Source organism: Acidovorax sp. PRC11, from assembly GCF_031844105.1.
Lineage (GTDB): Bacteria > Pseudomonadota > Gammaproteobacteria > Burkholderiales > Burkholderiaceae_C > Paracidovorax.
The window spans coordinates 1-18,318 of record NZ_JAUZUQ010000022.1 but is presented as its reverse complement, the minus strand read 5'-3'; the positions used below and the strand labels follow the sequence as shown (position 1 = coordinate 18,318).

General features: G+C 68.3%; 23 protein-coding genes, 1 tRNA gene and 1 pseudogene. 12 read left to right on the top strand and 13 right to left on the bottom strand.

From position 1 onward, the window contains the following. The first annotated feature begins 56 nt into the window (after positions 1-56). Positions 57-1,124: a 2,3-butanediol dehydrogenase gene (locus Q9R47_RS20130; RefSeq protein ID WP_311234890.1), complete on the top strand. Its 1,068-nt coding sequence runs from the start codon at positions 57-59 to the stop codon at positions 1,122-1,124. Positions 1,125-1,156: 32 nt separating this feature from the next. Here the strand turns inward: Q9R47_RS20130 and Q9R47_RS20125 are convergent, their stop codons facing one another. Beyond that, positions 1,157-2,356 (bottom strand): M20 aminoacylase family protein, encoded by a 1,200-nt coding sequence (locus Q9R47_RS20125; RefSeq protein ID WP_311234889.1) that lies wholly within the window; start codon positions 2,354-2,356, stop codon positions 1,157-1,159. Then, entirely contained in the window at positions 2,353-3,351 is a 999-nt protein-coding gene (locus Q9R47_RS20120; protein WP_311234888.1) for a tripartite tricarboxylate transporter substrate binding protein, read from the bottom strand. Before Q9R47_RS20120 ends, Q9R47_RS20125 begins: the two co-directional genes overlap by 4 nt. 98 nt (positions 3,352-3,449) lie before the next feature. Here Q9R47_RS20120 and Q9R47_RS20115 point away from each other — a divergent pair, with 98 nt between their 5' ends. From Q9R47_RS20115 to Q9R47_RS20100, 4 genes are all read left to right on the top strand, one after another. Next, positions 3,450-4,379, top strand: a complete 930-nt coding sequence (locus Q9R47_RS20115) for a LysR substrate-binding domain-containing protein (protein WP_311234887.1) — start codon at positions 3,450-3,452, stop codon at positions 4,377-4,379. Between the two features lie 131 nt (positions 4,380-4,510). Beyond that, a complete protein-coding gene (locus tag Q9R47_RS20110; RefSeq protein ID WP_311234886.1) occupies positions 4,511-4,726 on the top strand; it encodes a DUF3606 domain-containing protein in 216 nt (71 codons plus the stop codon). Positions 4,727-4,804: 78 nt separating this feature from the next. Beyond that, positions 4,805-5,248 (top strand): Rrf2 family transcriptional regulator, encoded by a 444-nt coding sequence (locus Q9R47_RS20105; RefSeq protein WP_311234885.1) that lies wholly within the window; start codon positions 4,805-4,807, stop codon positions 5,246-5,248. A 2-nt stretch (positions 5,249-5,250) separates the two neighbouring features. Beyond that, positions 5,251-6,150, top strand: a complete 900-nt coding sequence (locus Q9R47_RS20100; RefSeq protein WP_311234884.1) for an NAD(P)/FAD-dependent oxidoreductase — start codon at positions 5,251-5,253, stop codon at positions 6,148-6,150. Here Q9R47_RS20100 and Q9R47_RS20095 read toward each other — a convergent pair. Then, positions 6,140-6,751: an NAD(P)H-dependent oxidoreductase gene (locus Q9R47_RS20095; protein WP_311234883.1), complete on the bottom strand. Its 612-nt coding sequence runs from the start codon at positions 6,749-6,751 to the stop codon at positions 6,140-6,142. The genes Q9R47_RS20100 and Q9R47_RS20095 overlap by 11 nt on opposite strands. 73 nt (positions 6,752-6,824) lie before the next feature. On the opposite strand from Q9R47_RS20095, the gene Q9R47_RS20090 reads away from it, so the two are divergent. The 6 genes from Q9R47_RS20090 to Q9R47_RS20065 all read left to right on the top strand — a co-directional run bounded on the left by Q9R47_RS20090 (position 6,825) and on the right by Q9R47_RS20065 (position 9,912). Continuing rightward, positions 6,825-7,433 (top strand): TetR/AcrR family transcriptional regulator, encoded by a 609-nt coding sequence (locus tag Q9R47_RS20090; RefSeq protein ID WP_311234882.1) that lies wholly within the window; start codon positions 6,825-6,827, stop codon positions 7,431-7,433. Positions 7,434-7,503: 70 nt separating this feature from the next. Beyond that, positions 7,504-7,914: a VOC family protein gene (locus Q9R47_RS20085; RefSeq protein WP_311234881.1), complete on the top strand. Its 411-nt coding sequence runs from the start codon at positions 7,504-7,506 to the stop codon at positions 7,912-7,914. 146 nt (positions 7,915-8,060) lie between these two features. Continuing rightward, positions 8,061-8,981 (top strand): GNAT family N-acetyltransferase, encoded by a 921-nt coding sequence (locus Q9R47_RS20080; RefSeq protein WP_311234880.1) that lies wholly within the window; start codon positions 8,061-8,063, stop codon positions 8,979-8,981. Positions 8,982-8,987: 6 nt separating this feature from the next. Continuing rightward, positions 8,988-9,227 (top strand): hypothetical protein, encoded by a 240-nt coding sequence (locus Q9R47_RS20075; RefSeq protein WP_311234879.1) that lies wholly within the window; start codon positions 8,988-8,990, stop codon positions 9,225-9,227. Positions 9,228-9,362: 135 nt separating this feature from the next. Then, a complete protein-coding gene (locus Q9R47_RS20070; RefSeq protein ID WP_311234878.1) occupies positions 9,363-9,632 on the top strand; it encodes a BrnT family toxin in 270 nt (89 codons plus the stop codon). Then, positions 9,616-9,912 (top strand): BrnA antitoxin family protein, encoded by a 297-nt coding sequence (locus Q9R47_RS20065; protein ID WP_311234877.1) that lies wholly within the window; start codon positions 9,616-9,618, stop codon positions 9,910-9,912. The genes Q9R47_RS20070 and Q9R47_RS20065 overlap by 17 nt, the downstream gene beginning before the upstream one ends. 53 nt (positions 9,913-9,965) lie before the next feature. Here Q9R47_RS20065 and Q9R47_RS20060 read toward each other — a convergent pair whose 3' ends face one another. From Q9R47_RS20060 to Q9R47_RS20015, 10 genes are all read right to left on the bottom strand, one after another. Continuing rightward, positions 9,966-10,577: a DUF2939 domain-containing protein gene (locus Q9R47_RS20060; RefSeq protein ID WP_311234876.1), complete on the bottom strand. Its 612-nt coding sequence runs from the start codon at positions 10,575-10,577 to the stop codon at positions 9,966-9,968. 4 nt (positions 10,578-10,581) lie between these two features. Further along, positions 10,582-10,669 (bottom strand) — tRNA-Ser (locus Q9R47_RS20055). Positions 10,670-10,711: 42 nt separating this feature from the next. After that, a complete protein-coding gene (gene ureG, locus Q9R47_RS20050; RefSeq protein WP_311234875.1) occupies positions 10,712-11,407 on the bottom strand; it encodes an urease accessory protein UreG in 696 nt (231 codons plus the stop codon). A 10-nt stretch (positions 11,408-11,417) separates the two neighbouring features. Then, on the bottom strand, positions 11,418-12,116 hold the full coding sequence (locus tag Q9R47_RS20045; RefSeq protein WP_311234934.1) for an urease accessory UreF family protein: 699 nt from the start codon (positions 12,114-12,116) through the stop codon (positions 11,418-11,420). 107 nt (positions 12,117-12,223) lie between these two features. Further along, positions 12,224-12,958, bottom strand: coding sequence for an urease accessory protein UreE (ureE, locus tag Q9R47_RS20040; RefSeq protein WP_311234874.1), 735 nt, complete (start codon positions 12,956-12,958; stop codon positions 12,224-12,226). Positions 12,959-13,062: 104 nt separating this feature from the next. Next, positions 13,063-13,563 carry a GNAT family N-acetyltransferase gene (locus tag Q9R47_RS20035; protein ID WP_311234873.1) on the bottom strand — a complete coding sequence of 167 codons (501 nt, stop codon included), beginning with the start codon at positions 13,561-13,563 and terminating at the stop codon, positions 13,063-13,065. 8 nt (positions 13,564-13,571) lie between these two features. After that, positions 13,572-15,290, bottom strand: coding sequence for an urease subunit alpha (gene ureC, locus Q9R47_RS20030; RefSeq protein WP_311234872.1), 1,719 nt, complete (start codon positions 15,288-15,290; stop codon positions 13,572-13,574). Positions 15,291-15,345: 55 nt separating this feature from the next. Further along, positions 15,346-15,693 (bottom strand): urease subunit beta, encoded by a 348-nt coding sequence (locus Q9R47_RS20025; protein ID WP_311234871.1) that lies wholly within the window; start codon positions 15,691-15,693, stop codon positions 15,346-15,348. Positions 15,694-15,716: 23 nt separating this feature from the next. Continuing rightward, on the bottom strand, positions 15,717-16,310 hold the full coding sequence (locus Q9R47_RS20020) for a HupE/UreJ family protein (protein ID WP_311234870.1): 594 nt from the start codon (positions 16,308-16,310) through the stop codon (positions 15,717-15,719). Positions 16,311-16,351: 41 nt separating this feature from the next. Further along, positions 16,352-16,654: an urease subunit gamma gene (locus Q9R47_RS20015; protein ID WP_013595808.1), complete on the bottom strand. Its 303-nt coding sequence runs from the start codon at positions 16,652-16,654 to the stop codon at positions 16,352-16,354. A gap of 106 nt (positions 16,655-16,760) precedes the next feature. Between Q9R47_RS20015 and Q9R47_RS20010 the strand changes: the two are divergent. After that, a pseudogene (locus tag Q9R47_RS20010) lies at positions 16,761-18,284 on the top strand (purine-cytosine permease family protein); the annotation flags it as partial. Positions 18,285-18,318 lie beyond the last annotated feature (34 nt).

The window sequence follows — 18,318 nt, the reverse complement described above, 5'->3', positions numbered from 1 at the left end:
TGGGAGGAACTGTCCGTCCCATCGAATCCCCCCATCAAAGACCAGAAAGCCGAACCATGAAAGCAGCACGTTTCCACGCCCGCGGCGACATCCGCATCGAAGACATTCCCGAACCCGTGGTGGAGCCCGGCACCGTGGGCATCGAGGTCGCCTGGTGCGGCATCTGCGGCACCGACCTGCACGAGTTCATGGAAGGGCCGATCTTCATCCCGCCCTGCGGCCACCCGCACCCCATTTCGGGCGAGTCGGCACCCGTCACCATGGGGCACGAGTTCTCCGGCGTGGTCTATGCCGTGGGCGAAGGGGTGACGGACATCCAGGTCGGCCAGCACGTCGTGGTGGAGCCGTACATCGTCGCCGACGACGTGCCCACGGGGCCGGGCGACCATTACCACCTGTCGAAGAACATGAACTTCATCGGCCTGGGCGGGCGGGGCGGGGGGCTGTCCGAGCGGATCGCCGTGAAGCGCCGCTGGGTGCATCCCATCTCCGATGCGATCCCGCTGGACCAGGCCGCGCTGATCGAACCGCTCTCGGTGGGCCACCATGCCTACACCCGCAGCGGCGCGAAGGCGGGCGACGTGGCGCTGGTGGGCGGCGCCGGCCCGATCGGCCTGCTGCTGTCCGCCATCCTGAAGGCCAAGGGCCTCACCGTGATCGTCACCGAACTGAGCGCCAAGCGAAAGCAGAAGGCCCGTGAATCCGGCGTGGCCGACCACATCCTCGACCCCTCCGAGGTGGACGTGGTGGCCGAGGTGATGCGGCTCACCGGCGGCAAGGGCGTGGACGTGGCGTTCGAATGCTCCAGCGTCAACCAGGTGCTCGACACCCTCGTGGCCGTGACCAAGCCCACGGGCGTGGTGGTGATCGTCTCCATCTGGAGCCACCCGGCCACCATCAACGTCCACAGCGTGGTGATGAAGGAACTGGACGTGCGCGGCACCATCGCCTACTGCAACGACCACCAGGAAACCATCAAACTCGTCGAGCAGGGCAAGATCGACCTGGAGCCCTTCATCACCCAGCGCATCCAGCTGGAGGACCTGGTGGCGAAGGGGTTCGACACGCTGATCCACAACAACGAGTCGGCGGTGAAGATCATCGTGCAGCCGCGGTTGAGGTAGGCAGGGGCACCGGGAGCGCGGCGAGCTCCCGGCTACCGCAAAAACCGCTCCGCCAGCTGGCACCAGAAGGCGGCGCCATAGGGCAGGATGCCGTCGTTGAAGTCGTACCGCGGGTTGTGCAGGCCGCGCCCGCCCTCCGCCGGGCCGTTGCCGATGCGCACCAGCGCGCCCGGGCAGCGCTGCAGCATGTATGCGAAATCCTCGCTGCCCATGAGCCGAGGGAACTCCGCGTCCACCGCCTCCGGCCCGACCAGGTCGGTGGCCACCTGCGTCGCGAGGTCGACGGCCGCGGCATCGTTCACCACGACCGGGTAGCCCTCCACGTAGTCGATCCCGGCCCGGCACCCGTGCGCCTCCGCCGTGCCCGTGACGAGCGCGGTGATGCGCTCCCTGAGCAGCGCGCGCACCTCCGTGGAGAACGACCGGACGCTGATGCCGATCTCCGCCTCCGCGGGGATGACGTTCAGCGCATCCCCGGCCCGCAGGCGCCCCACCGTGACGACGGCGGATTCCGACGGGTCCACGTTGCGTGCCACCACCGTCTGCAGGCCCATGACGATGGCGGAGGCGGCGACCACCGGGTCCACGGCCAGGTGCGGCCGGGCCGCATGCCCGCCGAGCCCGTGCACCTGGATGAACACCCTGTCGCCGGCCGCCATGAACGGCCCCTTGCGCACGAGGAAGCGCCCCGGGGGCATGCCCGGGTGGTTGTGCATCGCATACACCGCATCGCACGGAAACCGCTCGAACAGTCCGTCCTCGACCATCGCCTTGCCGCCGCTGTCGAAGCCGCGCTCCTCGGCGGGCTGGAAGATCAGGTGCAGCGTGCCGGAGAAGCGGCGGTGCCGCGCCAGGTACTTCGCCGCGCCCAGCAGCATGGTCATGTGGCCGTCGTGGCCGCAGGCGTGCATCAGCCCCGGAACGCAGCTCGCATGCGAAGCGCCCGTGGCCTCATGGATCGGCAGGGCGTCCATGTCCGCCCGGATGCCCAGCTTCTTCGTGCCGTCGCCGTGGCGCAGGCTGCCGACGAGTCCCGTGCCGCCGATGCCGCGGGTGACCTCATATCCCCACTCGGCCAGCTTGCCCGCGATGAAGTCGGAGGTCGCATGCTCCCCGAACGCGAGCTCCGGGTGCTGGTGCAGGTGCCGTCGCACGGCGACCATCTCCTGTTCGTAGGGCAGCAGCTGGTCGATGCGCGTGTAGGCGCGGGTGGGGGCTGGAGGATGGGTCATTCGAGAACGATGTGGTTGGCCTTGGCGATCCGCTGGTAGAACTGGATGCGCTCGGCGATCTCTGCCCGGTAGGCCTGCGGCTTCACGTCCTCCGGCACCATCATGCCCTTGTCCTCCCAGACTGGCCGCGTGGCAGGATCCTGCAGCACCTTGCGCATGGCCTGGTAGAGCCGCTGGACGATGGCGTCCGGTGTCTTGGCCGGTGCCGCCAGGCCCGTCCAGGACGTCAGGTTCAGATCCGGCAGCTTCAGTTCCGCGAAGGTCGGCACATCGGGGAGCTGCGGAATCCGCTGCGGAGAGGCCACGGCCAGGGCGCGCAGCTTGCCGGCGCGGATGTTCGCCAGGTTGGAGGACAGGTTGTTCCAGGTCAGCTGCACCTGGCCTGCGATGAGGTCGGTCACCGCGACCCCGGCGCCGCGGTAGGGGATGTGCGTCATCGGCATCTTCGCCTGGCTTTTCAAAAGCTCCATGCTCAGATGGGAGACCGACCCCGTGCCGGCACTCGCGTAATTCAGTGCGCCAGGACGGGCCTGGGCGTACTTGACCAGATCGGCGAAGGAGCGCACCGGCAGGTCCGCATTCACCAGCAGCACGTTGGCGAGCCGGTCGATGAGCGTGATGGGAGCGAAGTCCTTCACCGCGTCGTAGGGCAGGTTGGGGTTGACGGCCGGGTTCACCACGTGCGTGCTCTGCGACGTCACGATCAGCGTGTAGCCGTCGGGCTTGGCCCTCGCCACGTAGACGGAGCCCATCGCGCCGCCCGCGCCGCCCTTGTTGTCCACGACGACCGGCACGCCCAGTTCGCGGCTCAGGCCGTCGGCCATCAGCCGGCCCGAGTTGTCGACCGACCCACCGGGCGCGAACGGCACCACGAGCGTGATGGGCTTGTTCGGATAGGGGGTGGATTGCGCCTGCGCGAACGACAGCGGGGCCATCCCCCCTGCTGCCGTTGCGGTGACGGCCATGCCCATGAAGTCGCGTCTCTTGATCTGCATGTGGTACCTCGGTGAAGAAGCCGCGAGATTAAGAAAACCGGGCGCCGGCAACAAACGACAAATTCGTCTCAGGTGTTGACATGGTGTAATCGCCCGCCATGAAGATCCATTCTCCGTCGCTGGTGGAGCTGCATGCGTTCCTGGCCGTCTGCCGGCACGGCAGTTTCCGCCGCGCCGCCGATGCGCTGTGCGTGACGCCCGCCGCCGTGAGCCGCGCGGTGCAGCGCCTGGAAGAGCACCTTGCCGGTGAGCGGCTCTTCGAGCGCTACGCGACGGGTGTCACGCTGACGGCGCGGGGAACGCAGCTGCGCCGGCTCACGGAGCGGCACGTGCTCGCGCTGGAATCGGCCGCGGAAACGATGGGCCGCTCGGCCCTGCCGCAGCGGGTCCGGCTGAGCGTGATCCCCACGCTGAGCATCCAGTGGCTCATGCCCCGCATGCCCGCGTTCAAGGCCGAACTCCCGGGCATCGAGATCGAGCTGCGCCAGTTCAAGCACGACGAGGATTTCACGCGCGACGACGTGGACCTGTGGATCGAAGTGAAGCGGCCCCAGCGCAGATGGCCCGCGCACATCCGGACCCGCTACCTGATCGGGCGAGAATTCATCGCGGTGTGCGCGCCGGGCCTGCGCCAGAAGTACCGCACCCCGCAGGCACTGCAGTCCGCCACCCTGCTGCACCACACCAACTTTCCCGACAACTGGGAGCGCTGGTTCGCCAAGGCGGGTGCGCCCTGCACGCCGCGGCTCGGGCCGGGGTTCGATCTGACGATGCACCTCATCATCGCGGCGAAGGCCGGGATGGGGGTCGCCGTCGTGCCCGCTTGCCTGGTGGAGCGCGAATTGTCGAGCGGGGAGCTGGTCATGCCATTCGACATCGACGTCTCCTGCGGGCGCGGCTACTTCATCTGTTCGAAGCGTGACGGGCCTCCGTTTCCGGCGCTGGAGGCATTCGCGGGGTGGCTGGAGGCGCAGGCCGGGGCAGTGCGGCAGTCCGACGCGGCGATGGTGCCGGAAGGGGCATGCTAGTTGCTCCGCCGTGGACGTTCGACGGGCCGCCGGGCTGAACCCACGTCGGTGCATCGGCCTACATCGGGAGCCCAGCGGGGCCACGTACTCTTGATTCTCTTCAACATCGTCAACGAGACCAGGAGTGAAACATGCAGCCATCCGCAGGCAAGCCAGACCTTGTGAACCTTGAAGACCCGGATTCCGTCGCGCGCTGGGTCAAGGAATTGGACACGACCGAAAGCCAGTTGCGGGATGCCGTGGCCCAAGTGGGTACCAAGGGGGCGGACGTCGAGATGCACCTCAAGGGGGCACGCAGTTCCACCAATGAAGACCGCATGCAGCAGGCACCCGGCGGCGATCGATAAAGCAACGGAGTGCCGACAGCGGGGGCTTTGACGGCCCCCGGGTTGACCTTTCGCCTTAAATGCAACATCATAAGTTGCATGAAACGCGACAGCCGCCTCTCGTCGGTCCTCCACGCCCTGCTGCACATGGCGGAGCAGCCGGGGCCCATGACCTCCGACGCCCTGGCCCAGTGCCTGGGCACCAATCCCGTCGTCGTCCGGCGCACCATGGGATTCCTGCGCGATGCCGGCATCGTCCAGTCCGAGCGGGGCCATGCCGGTGGATGGCGCATCCAGGCCGACCTGCGCACCGTCACGCTGCGCCAGCTGCACGAGGCGCTGGGTGAGCCGGCGATGTTCGCCATCGGCAACCGCCACGAGGCGCCGGAGTGCCTGGTCGAGCAGGCGGTGAACGCCGCGTTCGAAGGCGCATTCGCCGAGGCCGAGTCGTTGCTGCTCCAGCGTTTCTCCGACATCACCCTGGCCGACCTTGCCGCCGACTTCGCGCGCCGGCATGCGGCCGTCAGGCGCACAAGGAAATGAGCATGCAGCACGACGTCATCGTCATCGGCGGAAGTTACTCGGGCATGGCCGCGGCCCTGCAACTGGTCCGTGCACGGCGTGCCGTGCGGGTGATCGACGCGGGCGAGCGGCGCAACCGCTTCGCCAGCCACTCCCACGGTTTTCTCGGGCAGGACGGCGTGCCTCCCGGAGAGATCGCGGCCCAGGCGCGCCGCCAGCTGGAAGCCTATCCCACGCTGACGTGGCGCGAAGGGCGGGTCGAATCGATCACGGGGCAGTGGGACGCCTTCGAGGTCACGACGGCCGACGGCATCGCGCACACCGCGCGCCGCATCCTGTTCGCGAGCGGGGTGGCCGACCAGCTTCCCGCCGTGCCGGGCCTGGCGGAACGCTGGGGGCAATCCGTCTTCCACTGCCCGTACTGCCACGGCTATGAGCTGAACCAGGGGCGCATCGGCATCGTCGGCAGCAGCCCGCTGTCGCTCCACCAGGCCGAACTGCTCACCGAATGGGGCGACGTGACGCTGCTCGTCAATGGCGCCGTGGAAGTGAACGCCGAAACCCGCGCGAAACTGGAACGCCGGAATGTGGCGATCGAGCCGGTGCCCATCGACCGGATCGCGGGCCATGCCGACGTGGTGCTGGCCGACGGGCGGCAGCTGCCGTTCGCGGGCCTGTTCGCGGCGAGCCGTACCTCGCCGTCGAACGCCCTGGCCGAGCGTATGGGCTGCGCGCTGGAGGAGACGCCCATGGGCATCCAGCTGCGCACCGATGCGGAGAGCAGGACCTCGGTGGCCGGGGTGTTCGCCTGCGGTGACGTGGCGCGCGTACCCCATTCGGTATCGCTGGCGGTGGGCAGCGGGGCCATGGCGGGAGCGCAGGTGCACCGTTCGCTGGTCTGGCCGGAGACGTTCACGCCCTGACGCCATCCACGGCGTGCTCCGCGAACGCGCCGCGACCCAGTTCCCGCGCGGTGGCGATGTGGGATGCGGCGCTCGCGCTGTCGGTGCCGTGCAGGACCCGGGACGTGGCCACCTGCGCGCCGCAGTAGTCGAAGATGCCATGGTCGATCTGCGTGCGCAGCGCAGTGCCGTAGCCGTGCCGCGCATACGTCCCCTCGCCGGCCCCGCCGATGCCGATCAGGTGGACGGCCAGGCGCCGGAGCCGCTTCTCGATCTGGCCTTCCGGGGTTTCCGAGTAGGCCCACCCGTTGGAGAAAACGCGGTCGATCCAGCCCTTAAGCTGCCCCGGGAACGACCACCAATAGACCGGGTAGACGAGCACCAGCGCGCCTGCGCGGTCGATGCGCTCCTGCTCGCGCAGCACGTCGGGCGGAGCAGCCGCCTTCCTGAAAAACGTGGCCCGGTCCGCCGGGTTGAACGCAGGCTGGAACCCTTCCGCCGCGATGTCCGCCAGTTCGGCAGTGTGCCGGCCAGGGGCCCGGACGCCCTCGGCGAACGCCTGCGCGACCGCGTGGGTGAGCGATTGTGGATCGGGGTGGCTGACGACGATGAGGGCATGCATGGGAACTCCTTCGAGGCAGGTTTAAACTACCATTCGTATATTAGCACCATAAATTACTTTTGGTAGGTTAGCCATGTCAAGCCATCCGACGAAGCCGGACGCGGGCCGTGCGATCCAGCGGCGCTTGCCCAAAGAGGCCCGGCAGCGCCAGTTGCTGGACGTCGCGTGGTCCATCGTCCGCGGTGAAGGCAGCGATGCGCTCACGCTGGGCCATCTGGCCGAGCGCGCGGGCGTGACCAAGCCCGTCGTCTACGACCATTTCGGGACGCGCAACGGGCTGCTCGCAGCGCTCTACCAGGAGTACGACGGCCGGCAGCACGCACTGCTGGACGAGGCCCTCGCGGCCTGTGCCAGGACACTTCCCGCGGTGGCCAAGGTCATCGCCGCGAGCTATGTCGATTGCGTCATGACCATGGGCCGGGAGATGCCGGGCGTGAGCGCGGCGCTGACGGGCTCACCCGAGCTGGAAGCCCTGAAGAAGGCGCATGAGGCCCTGTTCCTGGAGAAGTGCCGCCACGCGCTCGAGCCTTTCGCGAAGAAGCCGCTGAAGCCGGCCGCCATGCGCGCCCTGCTGGGCACGGCCGAGGCCGTGTCCTTCGCGGCACTGGCGGGGGAGGTGGACCGGGTGGATGCGGAACACGAGATCTACGACGCGATCGAGCGGATCACGCGCAGGAGCTGACGCTGGCTTCCCGCTTTTTCGCCGGCACGGCCGCCGGGTTGATGTGAGGCACCGCATATACAGTAGTGCCATGTCCAAAACACCACGCATCACCGGTCTCGACCATGCCGTGCTGACGGTAGCGAGCATTCCGCGCACCATCGCCTTCTACGAGCGGACGCTCGGCTTCGAGTCTCGGGAGTTCAAGCGCGGCAGGTATGCGCTGCACTTCGGGCGGCAAAAGATCAATCTGCATGAGGTGGGCACGGTGGTGGACCCGAACGTCCGCCATGCGACTCCGGGCTCGGCCGACCTGTGCTTTCTGACCGAATCGCCGCTCGACGAAGTCATGGCCCACCTGGCCCATCTCGGAGTGGGTATCGTGGAAGGCCCGGTGAACGCCACAGGGGCCCGCGCCCGGCTGCGGTCGATCTACTTCTACGATCCCGATGAGAACCTGATCGAGGTGGCCAACGAAGTCGCCGATGGGGTGGTGAGCTAGGGGCTCCCTCCCTTGAATGAGCCCCTGCAACGGGGCAAGAACGGTCCGGCGGTTGCCGCCGTGTCCTAGAATTGCGCCCCCGAGGAAAGAACCGGCATGGCCACGGCCATGAAAGGCTTTCATTCTTGCAACCAAGCGTGGTGAAGATGAGCAAGCCTTTTGTTTCGCTGTGTCCGGAGGTGACCCGCTCCGATGCCCTGACGTTGATGCACTGGCTGGAGGACGACGCGGTCGTCCGCTACCTGAGCGACTCGCGGGACGTTTCCCGCACCATCGAGCGGGCGGTCGAGCGGGTGCACATGCCCATCCTGACGCACCTCTTCAACCAGGGTGGACGGTTCTTCATGGCCTGTGACCGGAACGACAGGCCGGTCGGGTTCGTCCGCCTCGCGCGATCCGGGTCGGACTGCGAGATGGTGCTCGTGATCGGCGACCGCGAGAACTGGGGCCGCCGGCTGGGCGGCAGCGCGATTGCCGAAGGGATGAAGCGGGCCTTCTTCGACCTGCGGGCCGAGAAGCTCATCGCGAAAATCCACACGGAGAACACCCGCTCGCTGAGCGCCTTCCTGCGCTGCGGCTTCGAGCCCGAGAGCGAAACGCCGACGACGCTGCAGTCCTTCTCCGTGACCGCGGGGCGCTACCTGAAGCTCCTGCGCGACCGGGCCCTCGGCGGGCGCGGCGACATCCACATCACCGAGATCGACAAGGCTCGGATCATGGAACTGCTGTTCCTGCTGGAGCAGGGGGCCGCGGCCGTGGTGGAACTGGAGCACGAGATCGAGCGCGCCATCGTGGTCGAGCCGCAGCAGGTGGCGCGCAACGTGGTCACGATGAACTCACGGGCGCTGGTGCGCCTCGATGACGAGCCGGTCGAGGTGGCCCTGGTGTACCCCGACGATGCGGACGAAAGCATGGGAAAGCTGTCGGTGTGCTCCGAGGTCGGCGCCGCGATCCTGGGCTATCGGGAGGGGGACTGCGTGGATTGGCGGGTCGGTGAAAGAACCCGCCGCATCCGTGTCGAGAGGGTGGTGTACCAGCCGGAGGCGTCCGGGCATTTTCACCTGTAGGCCCCCGTGCGCGGGGGGCTGTTCAGCGTGGCCTCCATTCGGGAAGGCGACGCCGGCCAGCGGATTGCGCAGGCTGGCCGCGTTGCGCGCCGACAGTGTGTAGGTGTTGCCATCGTCGATCGAGAGGTCGCTCACGAAGAAGAAGCCTTGCGCGGCACGCTGGTTCATGGCTGCCAGCTTCTGGTCCGCCGTCTGCTGCAGGCTGACGGCGCTCAGGTCGTATTCGACAGGGCCGTTCTGCACTGAGCTCGTCTCGAAAACCTGCCCGATGGCGTCACCCTGCAGAAAGAGAAACCACGTCCTGCGAAAGCGCCGATTACACGGATAACCGTATGTACAAAAAGTCTTGCGCACGAGATTTATCGTACATACAATAAGTGTGTGGAAATCGAGTTCGACACGGGCAAGGATGAGGTGAACATCGCCAAGCACGGCGTTTCCCTCGCCCTGGCCGGCAGCATCGAATGGAGCGATGTCCTGTGCGTGCCCGACAGCAGGCGCGATTACGGCGAACTGCGAGAAATCGGATTCGCTGTCATTGACCGCCGGCTGTACGTGGTGGTGTTCGTACAGCGCGGCGAGGTGATGCGTATCATCAGCCTGCGCAAGGCCAACAGCCGAGAGGTGAAGCTGTATGACGAAGCGATCTAAGAACCTGGGCCTGATCGTGCCCACCGCTGCGGAAGATGCCGCTATTGCTGCGGGCATCGCGCAGGATCAAGACACGGCGGAAATCATCGCTGCTGACATGGCCGCCATGAAGCCACTGCGCCGCATGGGGCGGCCTCCAGTGGAGCGTCCCAAGGTGCCTGTGACGGTGCGCGTGGATGCCGATGTGCTCGAGGCCATCAAGGAAACCGGCCCGGGCTGGCAGACCCGGGTCAATGACCTGTTGCGCGACGGAGTGCGGCGCGGGAAGCTGGCGGCCTGACACTGGACGACCGGGCGATGTGCATGCACCTGTGCGAAGAGGGGCAGTTGCGGTCAGTGCAGGTCCACTGCAACCAGTTTCCAGGAGGTCAAGCCATCACGCCGGAAAATGAAGGCACCGTCAGTACCTTCACGGTTGACCCTGACCTTTGACCATCCTTGGTACTTCACGTTGAAGCGGGGCTTTTCGCTTGGCTCGTTCGATGCGCCCTGCTGCCCCTGCGACGTCTGCTGGACGGGCATCGAGGGCTTGCCCTTCTGCAGCATCATCGTTACGCCTGCGGGAGTGACGAATCCCTCGACCATCTGGTTTACCATCGTCATGGCCAGCATTTGTCCCAGCCCAGCAAATGGGTTGCTGCTCTGAGACTTCTCTATTTCTTGGGACGCTTTCACCATGAGCTTCCCTTTTAGATCTTCGCGCAGCGCGGGGAAGTCCACGTGCTCGGAGATAGTCGCAGAGTCGTTTTCCTGAACTGCCTTCCCGATGGACCGCATCGTCAAGTAGGGGGAGGCTGCCATCCATCCTGCGATCACAACTGCCGCCAAGGCGCTAAAGCCCGCTGCTTTTTTCATTCTTCCTCCGGATATGGTTTTGAATTTATTTAGAACGGTTTCTGCAGCACAGACGAAAAAAAAGCGCCCCTGGTGAGGCGCTTTTTTCATGATCTGGCGGAGACTGTGAGATTCGAACTCACGGACGGTTGCCCGTCGGCAGTTTTCAAGACTGCTGGTTTAAACCGCTCACCCAAGTCTCCGCAGGCTGCAGGGTTCGCATTCTAGCCGCGCGCGGCGGCTCCTCAGGCCCGTCCCGCCTGCAGCAACCCCTTCTTCTCGATGAACTCGATCACCTGATCCAGCCCCTGCTGCGTCTTGAGGTTGGTCATCACGAACGGTTTGCTGCCGCGCATGCGGCGGGTGTCGGCCTCCATCACGTCCAGGTTGGCGCCCACGTGGGGAGCCAAGTCGGTCTTGTTGATGACGAAGAGGTCGCTCTTGGTGATGCCGGGGCCGCCCTTGCGGGGGATTTTTTCGCCGGCGGCGACGTCGATCACGTAGATGGTGAGGTCGCTCAGCTCGGGGCTGAAGGTGGCGGCCAAGTTGTCGCCGCCGCTTTCGACGAAGACGATGTCGGCGTTCGGGAACTGCGCGAGCATGCGGTCGATGGCTTCGAGGTTGATGGAGCAGTCTTCGCGGATGGCGGTGTGGGGGCAGCCGCCGGTTTCCACGCCCATGATGCGTTCGGCGGGCAGAGCTCCGCTGACGGTGAGCAGGCGCTGGTCTTCCTTGGTGTAGATGTCGTTGGTGATGGCGACGAGGTCGTACCGGTCGCGCAGCGCCTTGCAGAGCATTTCCAGGATGGTGGTCTTGCCGGAGCCGACGGGGCCGCCGATGCCGATGCGCAGCGGAGGCAGGGGCTTGGTGCGGTTCGGGACGTGGTGCAGGGGCGAGGTGTGGGTGGGGGCGGTCGTGTTCGTGTTCGTGTTCGTGTTCATGGTCATGCGGTCATGAGCGGAAGAGGCGGGAGTACTGCGTTTCGTGGCGGGCGGAGAGCACGGCCAGCATGGGGGAGAAGGCCTGGCGCTCGGCGTCGCGCAGCTGCATGGCATGGGCCACGGCGCCGGGGATGGCGGCGGCGAGCCGCGCGAGGATGCGCTGGCCCGCGCTCTGGCCCAGGGGCACGGCCTTGATGGCGGCCTGGACCATGTTCTCGGCCCAGCCGAAGGCGCAGGCGAGCAGCACGTCTTCGGCGCGCGCCTGGGTGCGTGCTGCGGCGAGGGCGAAGGCCACGGGGTAGGTGGGCGGCAGGGCGGCGAGGCGGGCGACGTCGGCCAGGGCCTCCGGATCGCCGGCATGCTGGTTGCGCAGCCAGTCGGCGAGGGAGCGGCCCATCTGCTCGGTCTGCAGGCGCAGTTCGCTCGTCTCGCGGGTGTGCAGCACCCAGTCGTTGAGGGCGCGCACGCGCTCCGCATCGCCCGCGCGCCAGGCGGCGAGGGCCTGGTGGACGATGGCGAGGTCGCCGCGGGCCTGGGTGAGCATCAGCTGTTCCTGCAGCCAGGCGGCGGCTGCGGCCTCGGTGGTGACGCCCGCGCATTCGACGGCGATCTCCAGGCCTTCGGAGTACGAGAAGCCGCCCACGGGCAGGGCGGGCGAGGCGAGCCAGATGAGCTGCAGCAGGCTGGCTGCGGGCAGGGCCTGCGGCATCGGTGTCTGGGCCGGCACCGGCTCTGGTGCCGAAGCTGGCGTCAGGCCCGCGTCGGTTGCGGCCGGGGCGGCGGGAGCGGTGTCGGTCACGGGCGCCATGCGCGCTTTCAGCGGGCGAGGGAATGCGGATGGGCGTGGCCGTGGTCCTGGCCATGGTCGTGGTGGTGGCCGCAGTCGTGGTCGTGGCTGTGCTCGTGGTCGTGGTCGTGGTCGTGGTCGCAGGCTTCAGCGGCGTGCGTGTGAGCGTGGTCATGCCCGTGACCGTGACCGTGGCCGTGATGCGGATGGTCATGGCCGTGTTCGTGCCCATGGTCATGACCGTGCCCATGTCCGTGATCGTGTCCGTGATCGTGCGAATGGCCGTGGTCGTGCCCATGGCCATGTCCGCCTGTCGCATACGCGCCGCCCTCGGGCTCGAACGGCGCCTGCTGCGCGGTGACGATGAGGTGCATGGCGCGCAGCATGTCGGCGAGCACGTGGTCGGACTCGATCTGCAGGTGGTCCGGGCGCAGTTCGATCGGCACGTGGCGGTTGCCGAGGTGGTAGGCGGCGCGGATGAGGTCGAAGGGCGTGCCGTGCTGGGTGCAGTGGGTGATGCGCAGCACCGCCTGGGGTGCTGCGACCACGCGGACCATGCTGCCGTCCTCGGCCACCAGCACGTCGCCGCCGCGCACGACGGTGCCGCGGGGCAGGAACACGCCGAGTTCGCGCCCGGCGGAGTCCGTGGCGGCGAAGCGGCTTTTCTGGCGCACGTCCCAGTCGAGTTCGACGGTGGCGGCGCGCTTGAGCAGCACGGGCGCGAGGCCGTGGCCCTGGGGAAGGAGTTTATTGGCGGTCAGCATGTCGGGGTCCTGGGCGGCGAAAGCACCATTCTGCGGCTTCGTGGCGCTCGCTGGGCGCGCGCGGCCGGACGGGGGGCTGTTGCGCGCAGGGGTGGTCGTCAGGGTCAGAGCGCGCGCGTCATGAAATGGCTGGCCGGATCGAGCGTGTAGCTGCCGAACGGCGCGCAGTCTTCGAAGCCGTGGCGCGCGTAGAGCGCCCGCGCCGGCGCGAAGAAGGGCTGGCTGCCCGTCTCCAGGCTGATGCGCGTGTGGCCCGCGGTGCGTGCGGCTTCGAGGACGTGGGCCAGCATGCGGGCGGCGATGCCCTGGCCGCGCAGGGCGGCGGCGGTGCGCATCGATTTGAGTTCCGCATGCCCGGCGTCCAGGCGCTTGAGCGCCGCGGTGCCGGCCAGGTGGTCGCCCTCCGGCGTGTCCACCCAGGCGCTCCAGAAGCGGATCTCCGGGTGGCGCAGGCCGTCCAGGTCGAGCGCGTGCACGCTCTCGGGCGGCGAGATGCGGCGCATGTCGGCCAGGTGCTCCTGCAGGAAGGTGGCGATGCGCGGGTCGCTCAGGTCGTCCAGGCGGATGCGCAAGGCGGCTGGTGAGGCGTGGTGCGGAGCGTTCATCGGCAGGCTCAGAAGAGGAAATAGCGCTGCGCGAGCGGCAGCCGGGTGGCGGGCTCGCAGGTGAGCAGCTGGCCGTCGGCGCGCACGGTGTAGGTCTGCGCGTCGATCTCCATGCGCGGGGTGTAGCCGTTGTGCACCATGTGCTGCTTGCGCACGCCGCGGATGCCGCGCACGGCGCTCAGTGGCTTGGCGAGGCCGAAGCGCTCGCCCACGCCGGCCGCCAGGGCCGCCTGCGAGACGAAGGTGAGCGAGGTGCGCGCGACGGCGCCGCCGAAAGCGCCGAACATCGGGCGGTAGTGCACGGGCTGCGGCGTGGGGATGGAGGCGTTCGGGTCGCCCATCGCGGCCAGGGCGATGCTGCCGCCCTTGAGGACCATCGCGGGCTTCACGCCGAAGAAGGCGGGCTTCCAGACCACGATGTCGGCCCACTTGCCGACCTCGAGGCTGCCCACGTCGTGGCTCAGGCCATGGGCGATCGCCGGGTTGATCGTGTACTTGGCGACGTAGCGCTTGATGCGGTGGTTGTCGTTGCGGGCGCCGTCCTCGGGCAGGGCACCGCGCTGCTGCTTCATCTTGTCGGCGGTCTGCCAGGTGCGCAGGATCACTTCGCCGACGCGGCCCATGGCCTGGCTGTCGCTGCTCATCATGCTGATGGCGCCCAGGTCGTGCAGGATGTCTTCGGCGGCGATGGTTTCCTTGCGGATGCGGCTTTCGGCGAAGGCCAGGTCTTCGGCGATCGCCGCGTCCAGGTGGTGGCACACCATGAGCATGTCCACGTGCTCGTCCAGCGTGTTGCGGGTGTACGGCATGGTGGGGTTGGTGGAGGAGGGCAGGAAGTTGTCCTCGCCCACCACGCGCAGGATGTCCGGCGCATGGCCCCCGCCCGCGCCCTCGGTGTGGAAGGCGCAGATGCCGCGCCCGCCCACGGCGGCGATGGTGTTCTCGACGAAGCCGCTCTCGTTGAGCGTGTCGGAGTGGATCGCCACCTGCGTGTCGGTGGCGTCGGCCACGTCCAGGCAATTGCTGATCGCCGCGGGCGTGCTGCCCCAATCCTCGTGCAGCTTCAGGCCGATCACGCCCGCTTCGATCTGCTCGTGCAGCGCGGCCGGCAGGCTGGCGTTGCCCTTGCCGAGGAAGCCGATGTTCATCGGGAACGCGTCCGCGGCCTGCAGCATGCGCTCGATGTGCCAGGGGCCGGGTGTGCAGGTGGTGGCCAGCGTGCCGGTGGCCGGGCCCGTGCCGCCGCCGAGCATGGTGGTGATGCCCGAGGCGAGCGCCTCTTCGATCTGCTGCGGGCAGATGAAATGGATGTGGCTGTCGATGCCGCCGCCCGTGACGATGTTGCCCTCGCAGCTGATGATCTCGGTGCCGGGGCCGATGACGATGTCCACGCCGGGCTGGGTGTCGGGGTTGCCGGCCTTGCCGATGGCGGCGATGCGGCCGTCCTTCAGGCCGATGTCGGCCTTGACGATGCCCCAGTGGTCGATGACGAGGGCATTGGTGAGCACGGTGTCCATGGCACCTTCGGCGCGGGTGCGCTGGCTCTGGGCCATGCCGTCGCGGATGGTCTTGCCGCCGCCGAACTTGACTTCCTCGCCGTAGCCGCCGGCGCGCAGGGTGAAGTCCTGCTCGACTTCGGCGACGAGGCCGGTGTCGGCCAGGCGCACGCGGTCGCCCACGGTGGGGCCGAACATTTCCGCATAGGCGCGGCGGGAGACGGTGGCCATGGTGCTGTCTTGCCTTTCTGGGGGCGTGGCGTGGGATGCGATGGGCGAGGGCCCGTCAGGACTGCGGCAGGCCGGCAGCGGACCCCGCGGGGTCCGCGTCCAGCGGGCCCTGGGTGTCGCCGCGGAAGCCGTACACGGTGCGGCCGCCTGCGTAGTCCACCAGCTCGACGGTGCGCTGCTGGCCGGGCTCGAAGCGCACTGCGGTGCCCGAGGTGATGTTCAGCCGCATGCCGTGCGCGGCGGCGCGGTCGAAATCGAGCGCGCCGTTGGTTTCGGCGAAGTGGTAGTGCGAGCCGACCTGGATCGGGCGGTCGGCGCTGTTGCGCACCACCAGGGTGACGGTGCGCCGGCAGGGGTTGAGGGGGTGTTCGCCGTCATCGACCAGCAGTTCGCCCGGAATCATGGTGTGCGCTCCCAGGGCGTCGTTCAGGCCAGGCCGCCCAACAGGGCGATGCCGAAGAGGCCGACGGCGGCGCCGGCCGCACGCGGCAGCCAGCGGTTGCCGCCGCGCAGGGCCACGCCCAGGCCGATGCCGCCGGCATGCAGGGCCAGGGTGGCGGCGAGCATGCCGGCCAGCGTGGCCAGGGCGGCGCCGTCGCCGGCCAGCTCCTGGCCGTGCGCGACGCCGTGGAAGACGGCGAAGACGCCGACCAGCGCCGCGGCCGCAGGTGCGGGCAGGCGGCGCTGCGTGGCCACCAGCAGGCCCAGCACCAGCAGCGAGGCGGCGATCATCGGTTCCACCGCGGGCAGCGAAAGGCCCGCCAGGCCCGCGAGCGCGCCCACGAGCAGCATGCCGGCGAAGCCCAGGGGCGCTGCGAGCAGCTCGCGGCGGCTGCGCGCCGCCAGGGCGCTCCAGAGGCCCACGGCCACCATCGCGGCCAGGTGGTCCAGGCCGGTGAGCGGGTGCAGGAAGCCGGCGGTGAAGCCGTGGTGGTGGCCGGCGTCGGCGCCGGTATGGGCCAGCGCCGGCAGCGCGGCGGCGGCCAGCAGGACGGCGAAGAAGGGGCGGGCAATGCGCATGGTGGTGCTCCGGTCAGGGGAAGGGGGCGGGGCAGGCCGCGTCAGGCGATGGGCTGGTGGACCGTGACGAGCTTGGTGCCGTCGGGGAAGGTCGCCTCCACCTGGATGTCGGAAATCATCTCGGGCACGCCGTCCATCACGTCATCGCGCGTGAGCACTTCGCGGCCTTCGCTCATGAGCTGGGCCACGGTCTTGCCGTCGCGCGCGCCCTCCAGCACGGCCGCGGAGATCAGCGCCACCGCTTCCGGGTAGTTGAGCTTGAGCCCGCGCGCCTTGCGGCGTTCGGCCAGCAGCGCTGCGGTGAAGAGAAGGAGCTTGTCTTTTTCCCGGGGGGTCAGTTCCATGGGTGGTCCGTCGGTCGCCTCAACTGGGCGGCATCGTAAAGCAGGAACCCTGCCAGTGGATCGCTGCCGCGCCGGGCGATGGCATGAATGCTGCACCTCCCGGGGAGTGAATTCCGCCCCCGTCCCCGCCGCCGATACTCCCCAAGCGGCTGCCGCGCCGCCCGATGGCGAAGCGCCGCAGCGCATCGTCAAGGTGCGCCGCGACTACAACAGCTGGGTGGGCAGCGAGACGCTGGAGGACTATGCGCTGCGCTTCACGCCGCAGCGCTTCCGCAAGTGGTCCGCCTGGCGGGTAGCCAACACGGCCTTCGGCGCGGCCTCGTTCCTGATCCTGGAGGCGGTGGGCGCCACGCTGCTGGTGCAGTACGGCTTCGCGAACGCGTTCTGGGCGATCCTGGCGACCGGGCTCATCATCTTCCTGGCGGGCCTGCCGATCAGCGTGTATGCAGCGCGCTACGGCGTGGACATGGACCTGCTCACGCGCGGCGCGGGCTTCGGCTACATCGGCTCCACCATCACCTCGCTGATCTACGCGAGCTTCACCTTCGTCTTCTTCGCGCTGGAGGCCGCCGTGATGGCCTACGCGCTGGAGCTGGCGCTGGACATTCCCCCGGCCTGGGGCTACCTCGTCTGCGCGCTGGTGGTGATCCCGCTGGTCACGCACGGCGTCTCGGCGATCAGCCGGCTGCAGGTGTGGACGCAGCCGGTCTGGCTGCTGATGCTGCTGGTGCCCTTCGGCTACGTGCTGGTGCGCGATCCTGGTGCGTTCGCGGGCATCGCGCACTATTCGGGGGATCGCGGCGGGTCAGCGGACTTCGATCTGCACCTTTTTGGCGCGGCGCTCACGGTGGGCATCGCCCTCATCACGCAGATGGGCGAGCAGGCCGACTACCTGCGCTTCATGCCGGCGCGCACGCCCGCGAACCGCTGGCGCTGGTGGGCCGGGGTGCTGGCCGGCGGGCCGGGCTGGGTGGCCCTGGGCGTGTTCAAGATGCTGGGCGGGGCGCTGCTGGCCTACCTGGCGATCACCCACATGGTGCCGCCCGAGCGCGCGGTGGACCCGAACCAGATGTACCTCGCCGCCTACGGCTACGTATTCGCGGACTACCGCTGGGCGGTGGCGGCGACCGCGCTCTTCGTGGTGGTGTCGCAGATCAAGATCAACGTGACCAATGCCTACGCGGGCTCGCTCGCGTGGAGCAACTTCTTCTCGCGGCTCACCCACAGCCACCCGGGGCGGGTGGTGTGGGTGGTGTTCAACACGCTCATCGCCTTCATGCTGATGGAGATGAACGTGTTCACCGCGCTGGGGCAGGTGCTGGGGCTGTACTCCAACATCGCCATCGCCTGGATCATGGCCGTGGTGGCCGATCTGGTGGTGAACAAGCCGCTGGGGCTGTCGCCGCCCGGCATCGAGTTCAAGCGTGCGCACCTCTACGACATCAACCCCGTGGGCGTGGGCGCGATGGCGCTGGCCTCGCTGCTCTCGGTGGTGGCGCACCTGGGGCTGTTCGGGCCGACGGCGCAGGCGTTCTCGGCGGTGATCGCGATGGTGACGGCCTTCGTGGCCGCGCCGGCCATCGCGTGGGCGACCGGCGGGCGCTACTGCGCCCGTGAACGTGTTGCTGCCCGCGAGCACCAGCGTGCCGCTGCCGAGCTTCGTC

Excerpts from the sequence above, each read along its gene's own strand:
- Q9R47_RS20095 (WP_311234883.1), bottom strand. The coding sequence starts at position 6,751 with ATGCATGCCCTCATCGTCGTCAGCCACCCCGATCCACAATCGCTCACC.
- ureC (WP_311234872.1), bottom strand. The coding sequence starts at position 15,290 with ATGGCCACCGTCTCCCGCCGCGCCTATGCGGAAATGTTCGGCCCCACC.
- Q9R47_RS20045 (WP_311234934.1), bottom strand. The coding sequence starts at position 12,116 with ATGCCGCAGGCCCTGCCCGCAGCCAGCCTGCTGCAGCTCATCTGGCTC.
- ureG (WP_311234875.1), bottom strand. The coding sequence starts at position 11,407 with ATGAACACGAACACGAACACGAACACGACCGCCCCCACCCACACCTCG.
- Q9R47_RS20025 (WP_311234871.1), bottom strand. The coding sequence starts at position 15,693 with ATGATTCCGGGCGAACTGCTGGTCGATGACGGCGAACACCCCCTCAAC.
- Q9R47_RS20080 (WP_311234880.1), top strand. The coding sequence starts at position 8,061 with ATGAGCAAGCCTTTTGTTTCGCTGTGTCCGGAGGTGACCCGCTCCGAT.
- Q9R47_RS20085 (WP_311234881.1), top strand. The coding sequence starts at position 7,504 with ATGTCCAAAACACCACGCATCACCGGTCTCGACCATGCCGTGCTGACG.
- Q9R47_RS20065 (WP_311234877.1), top strand. The coding sequence starts at position 9,616 with ATGACGAAGCGATCTAAGAACCTGGGCCTGATCGTGCCCACCGCTGCG.
- Q9R47_RS20105 (WP_311234885.1), top strand. The coding sequence starts at position 4,805 with ATGAAACGCGACAGCCGCCTCTCGTCGGTCCTCCACGCCCTGCTGCAC.
- Q9R47_RS20115 (WP_311234887.1), top strand. The coding sequence starts at position 3,450 with ATGAAGATCCATTCTCCGTCGCTGGTGGAGCTGCATGCGTTCCTGGCC.
- Q9R47_RS20035 (WP_311234873.1), bottom strand. The coding sequence starts at position 13,563 with ATGAACGCTCCGCACCACGCCTCACCAGCCGCCTTGCGCATCCGCCTG.
- Q9R47_RS20020 (WP_311234870.1), bottom strand. The coding sequence starts at position 16,310 with ATGCGCATTGCCCGCCCCTTCTTCGCCGTCCTGCTGGCCGCCGCCGCG.
- Q9R47_RS20125 (WP_311234889.1), bottom strand. The coding sequence starts at position 2,356 with ATGACCCATCCTCCAGCCCCCACCCGCGCCTACACGCGCATCGACCAG.
- Q9R47_RS20130 (WP_311234890.1), top strand. The coding sequence starts at position 57 with ATGAAAGCAGCACGTTTCCACGCCCGCGGCGACATCCGCATCGAAGAC.
- Q9R47_RS20090 (WP_311234882.1), top strand. The coding sequence starts at position 6,825 with ATGTCAAGCCATCCGACGAAGCCGGACGCGGGCCGTGCGATCCAGCGG.
- Q9R47_RS20120 (WP_311234888.1), bottom strand. The coding sequence starts at position 3,351 with ATGCAGATCAAGAGACGCGACTTCATGGGCATGGCCGTCACCGCAACG.
- Q9R47_RS20110 (WP_311234886.1), top strand. The coding sequence starts at position 4,511 with ATGCAGCCATCCGCAGGCAAGCCAGACCTTGTGAACCTTGAAGACCCG.
- Q9R47_RS20015 (WP_013595808.1), bottom strand. The coding sequence starts at position 16,654 with ATGGAACTGACCCCCCGGGAAAAAGACAAGCTCCTTCTCTTCACCGCA.
- ureE (WP_311234874.1), bottom strand. The coding sequence starts at position 12,958 with ATGCTGACCGCCAATAAACTCCTTCCCCAGGGCCACGGCCTCGCGCCC.
- Q9R47_RS20100 (WP_311234884.1), top strand. The coding sequence starts at position 5,251 with ATGCAGCACGACGTCATCGTCATCGGCGGAAGTTACTCGGGCATGGCC.
- Q9R47_RS20060 (WP_311234876.1), bottom strand. The coding sequence starts at position 10,577 with ATGAAAAAAGCGCCTCACCAGGGGCGCTTTTTTTTCGTCTGTGCTGCA.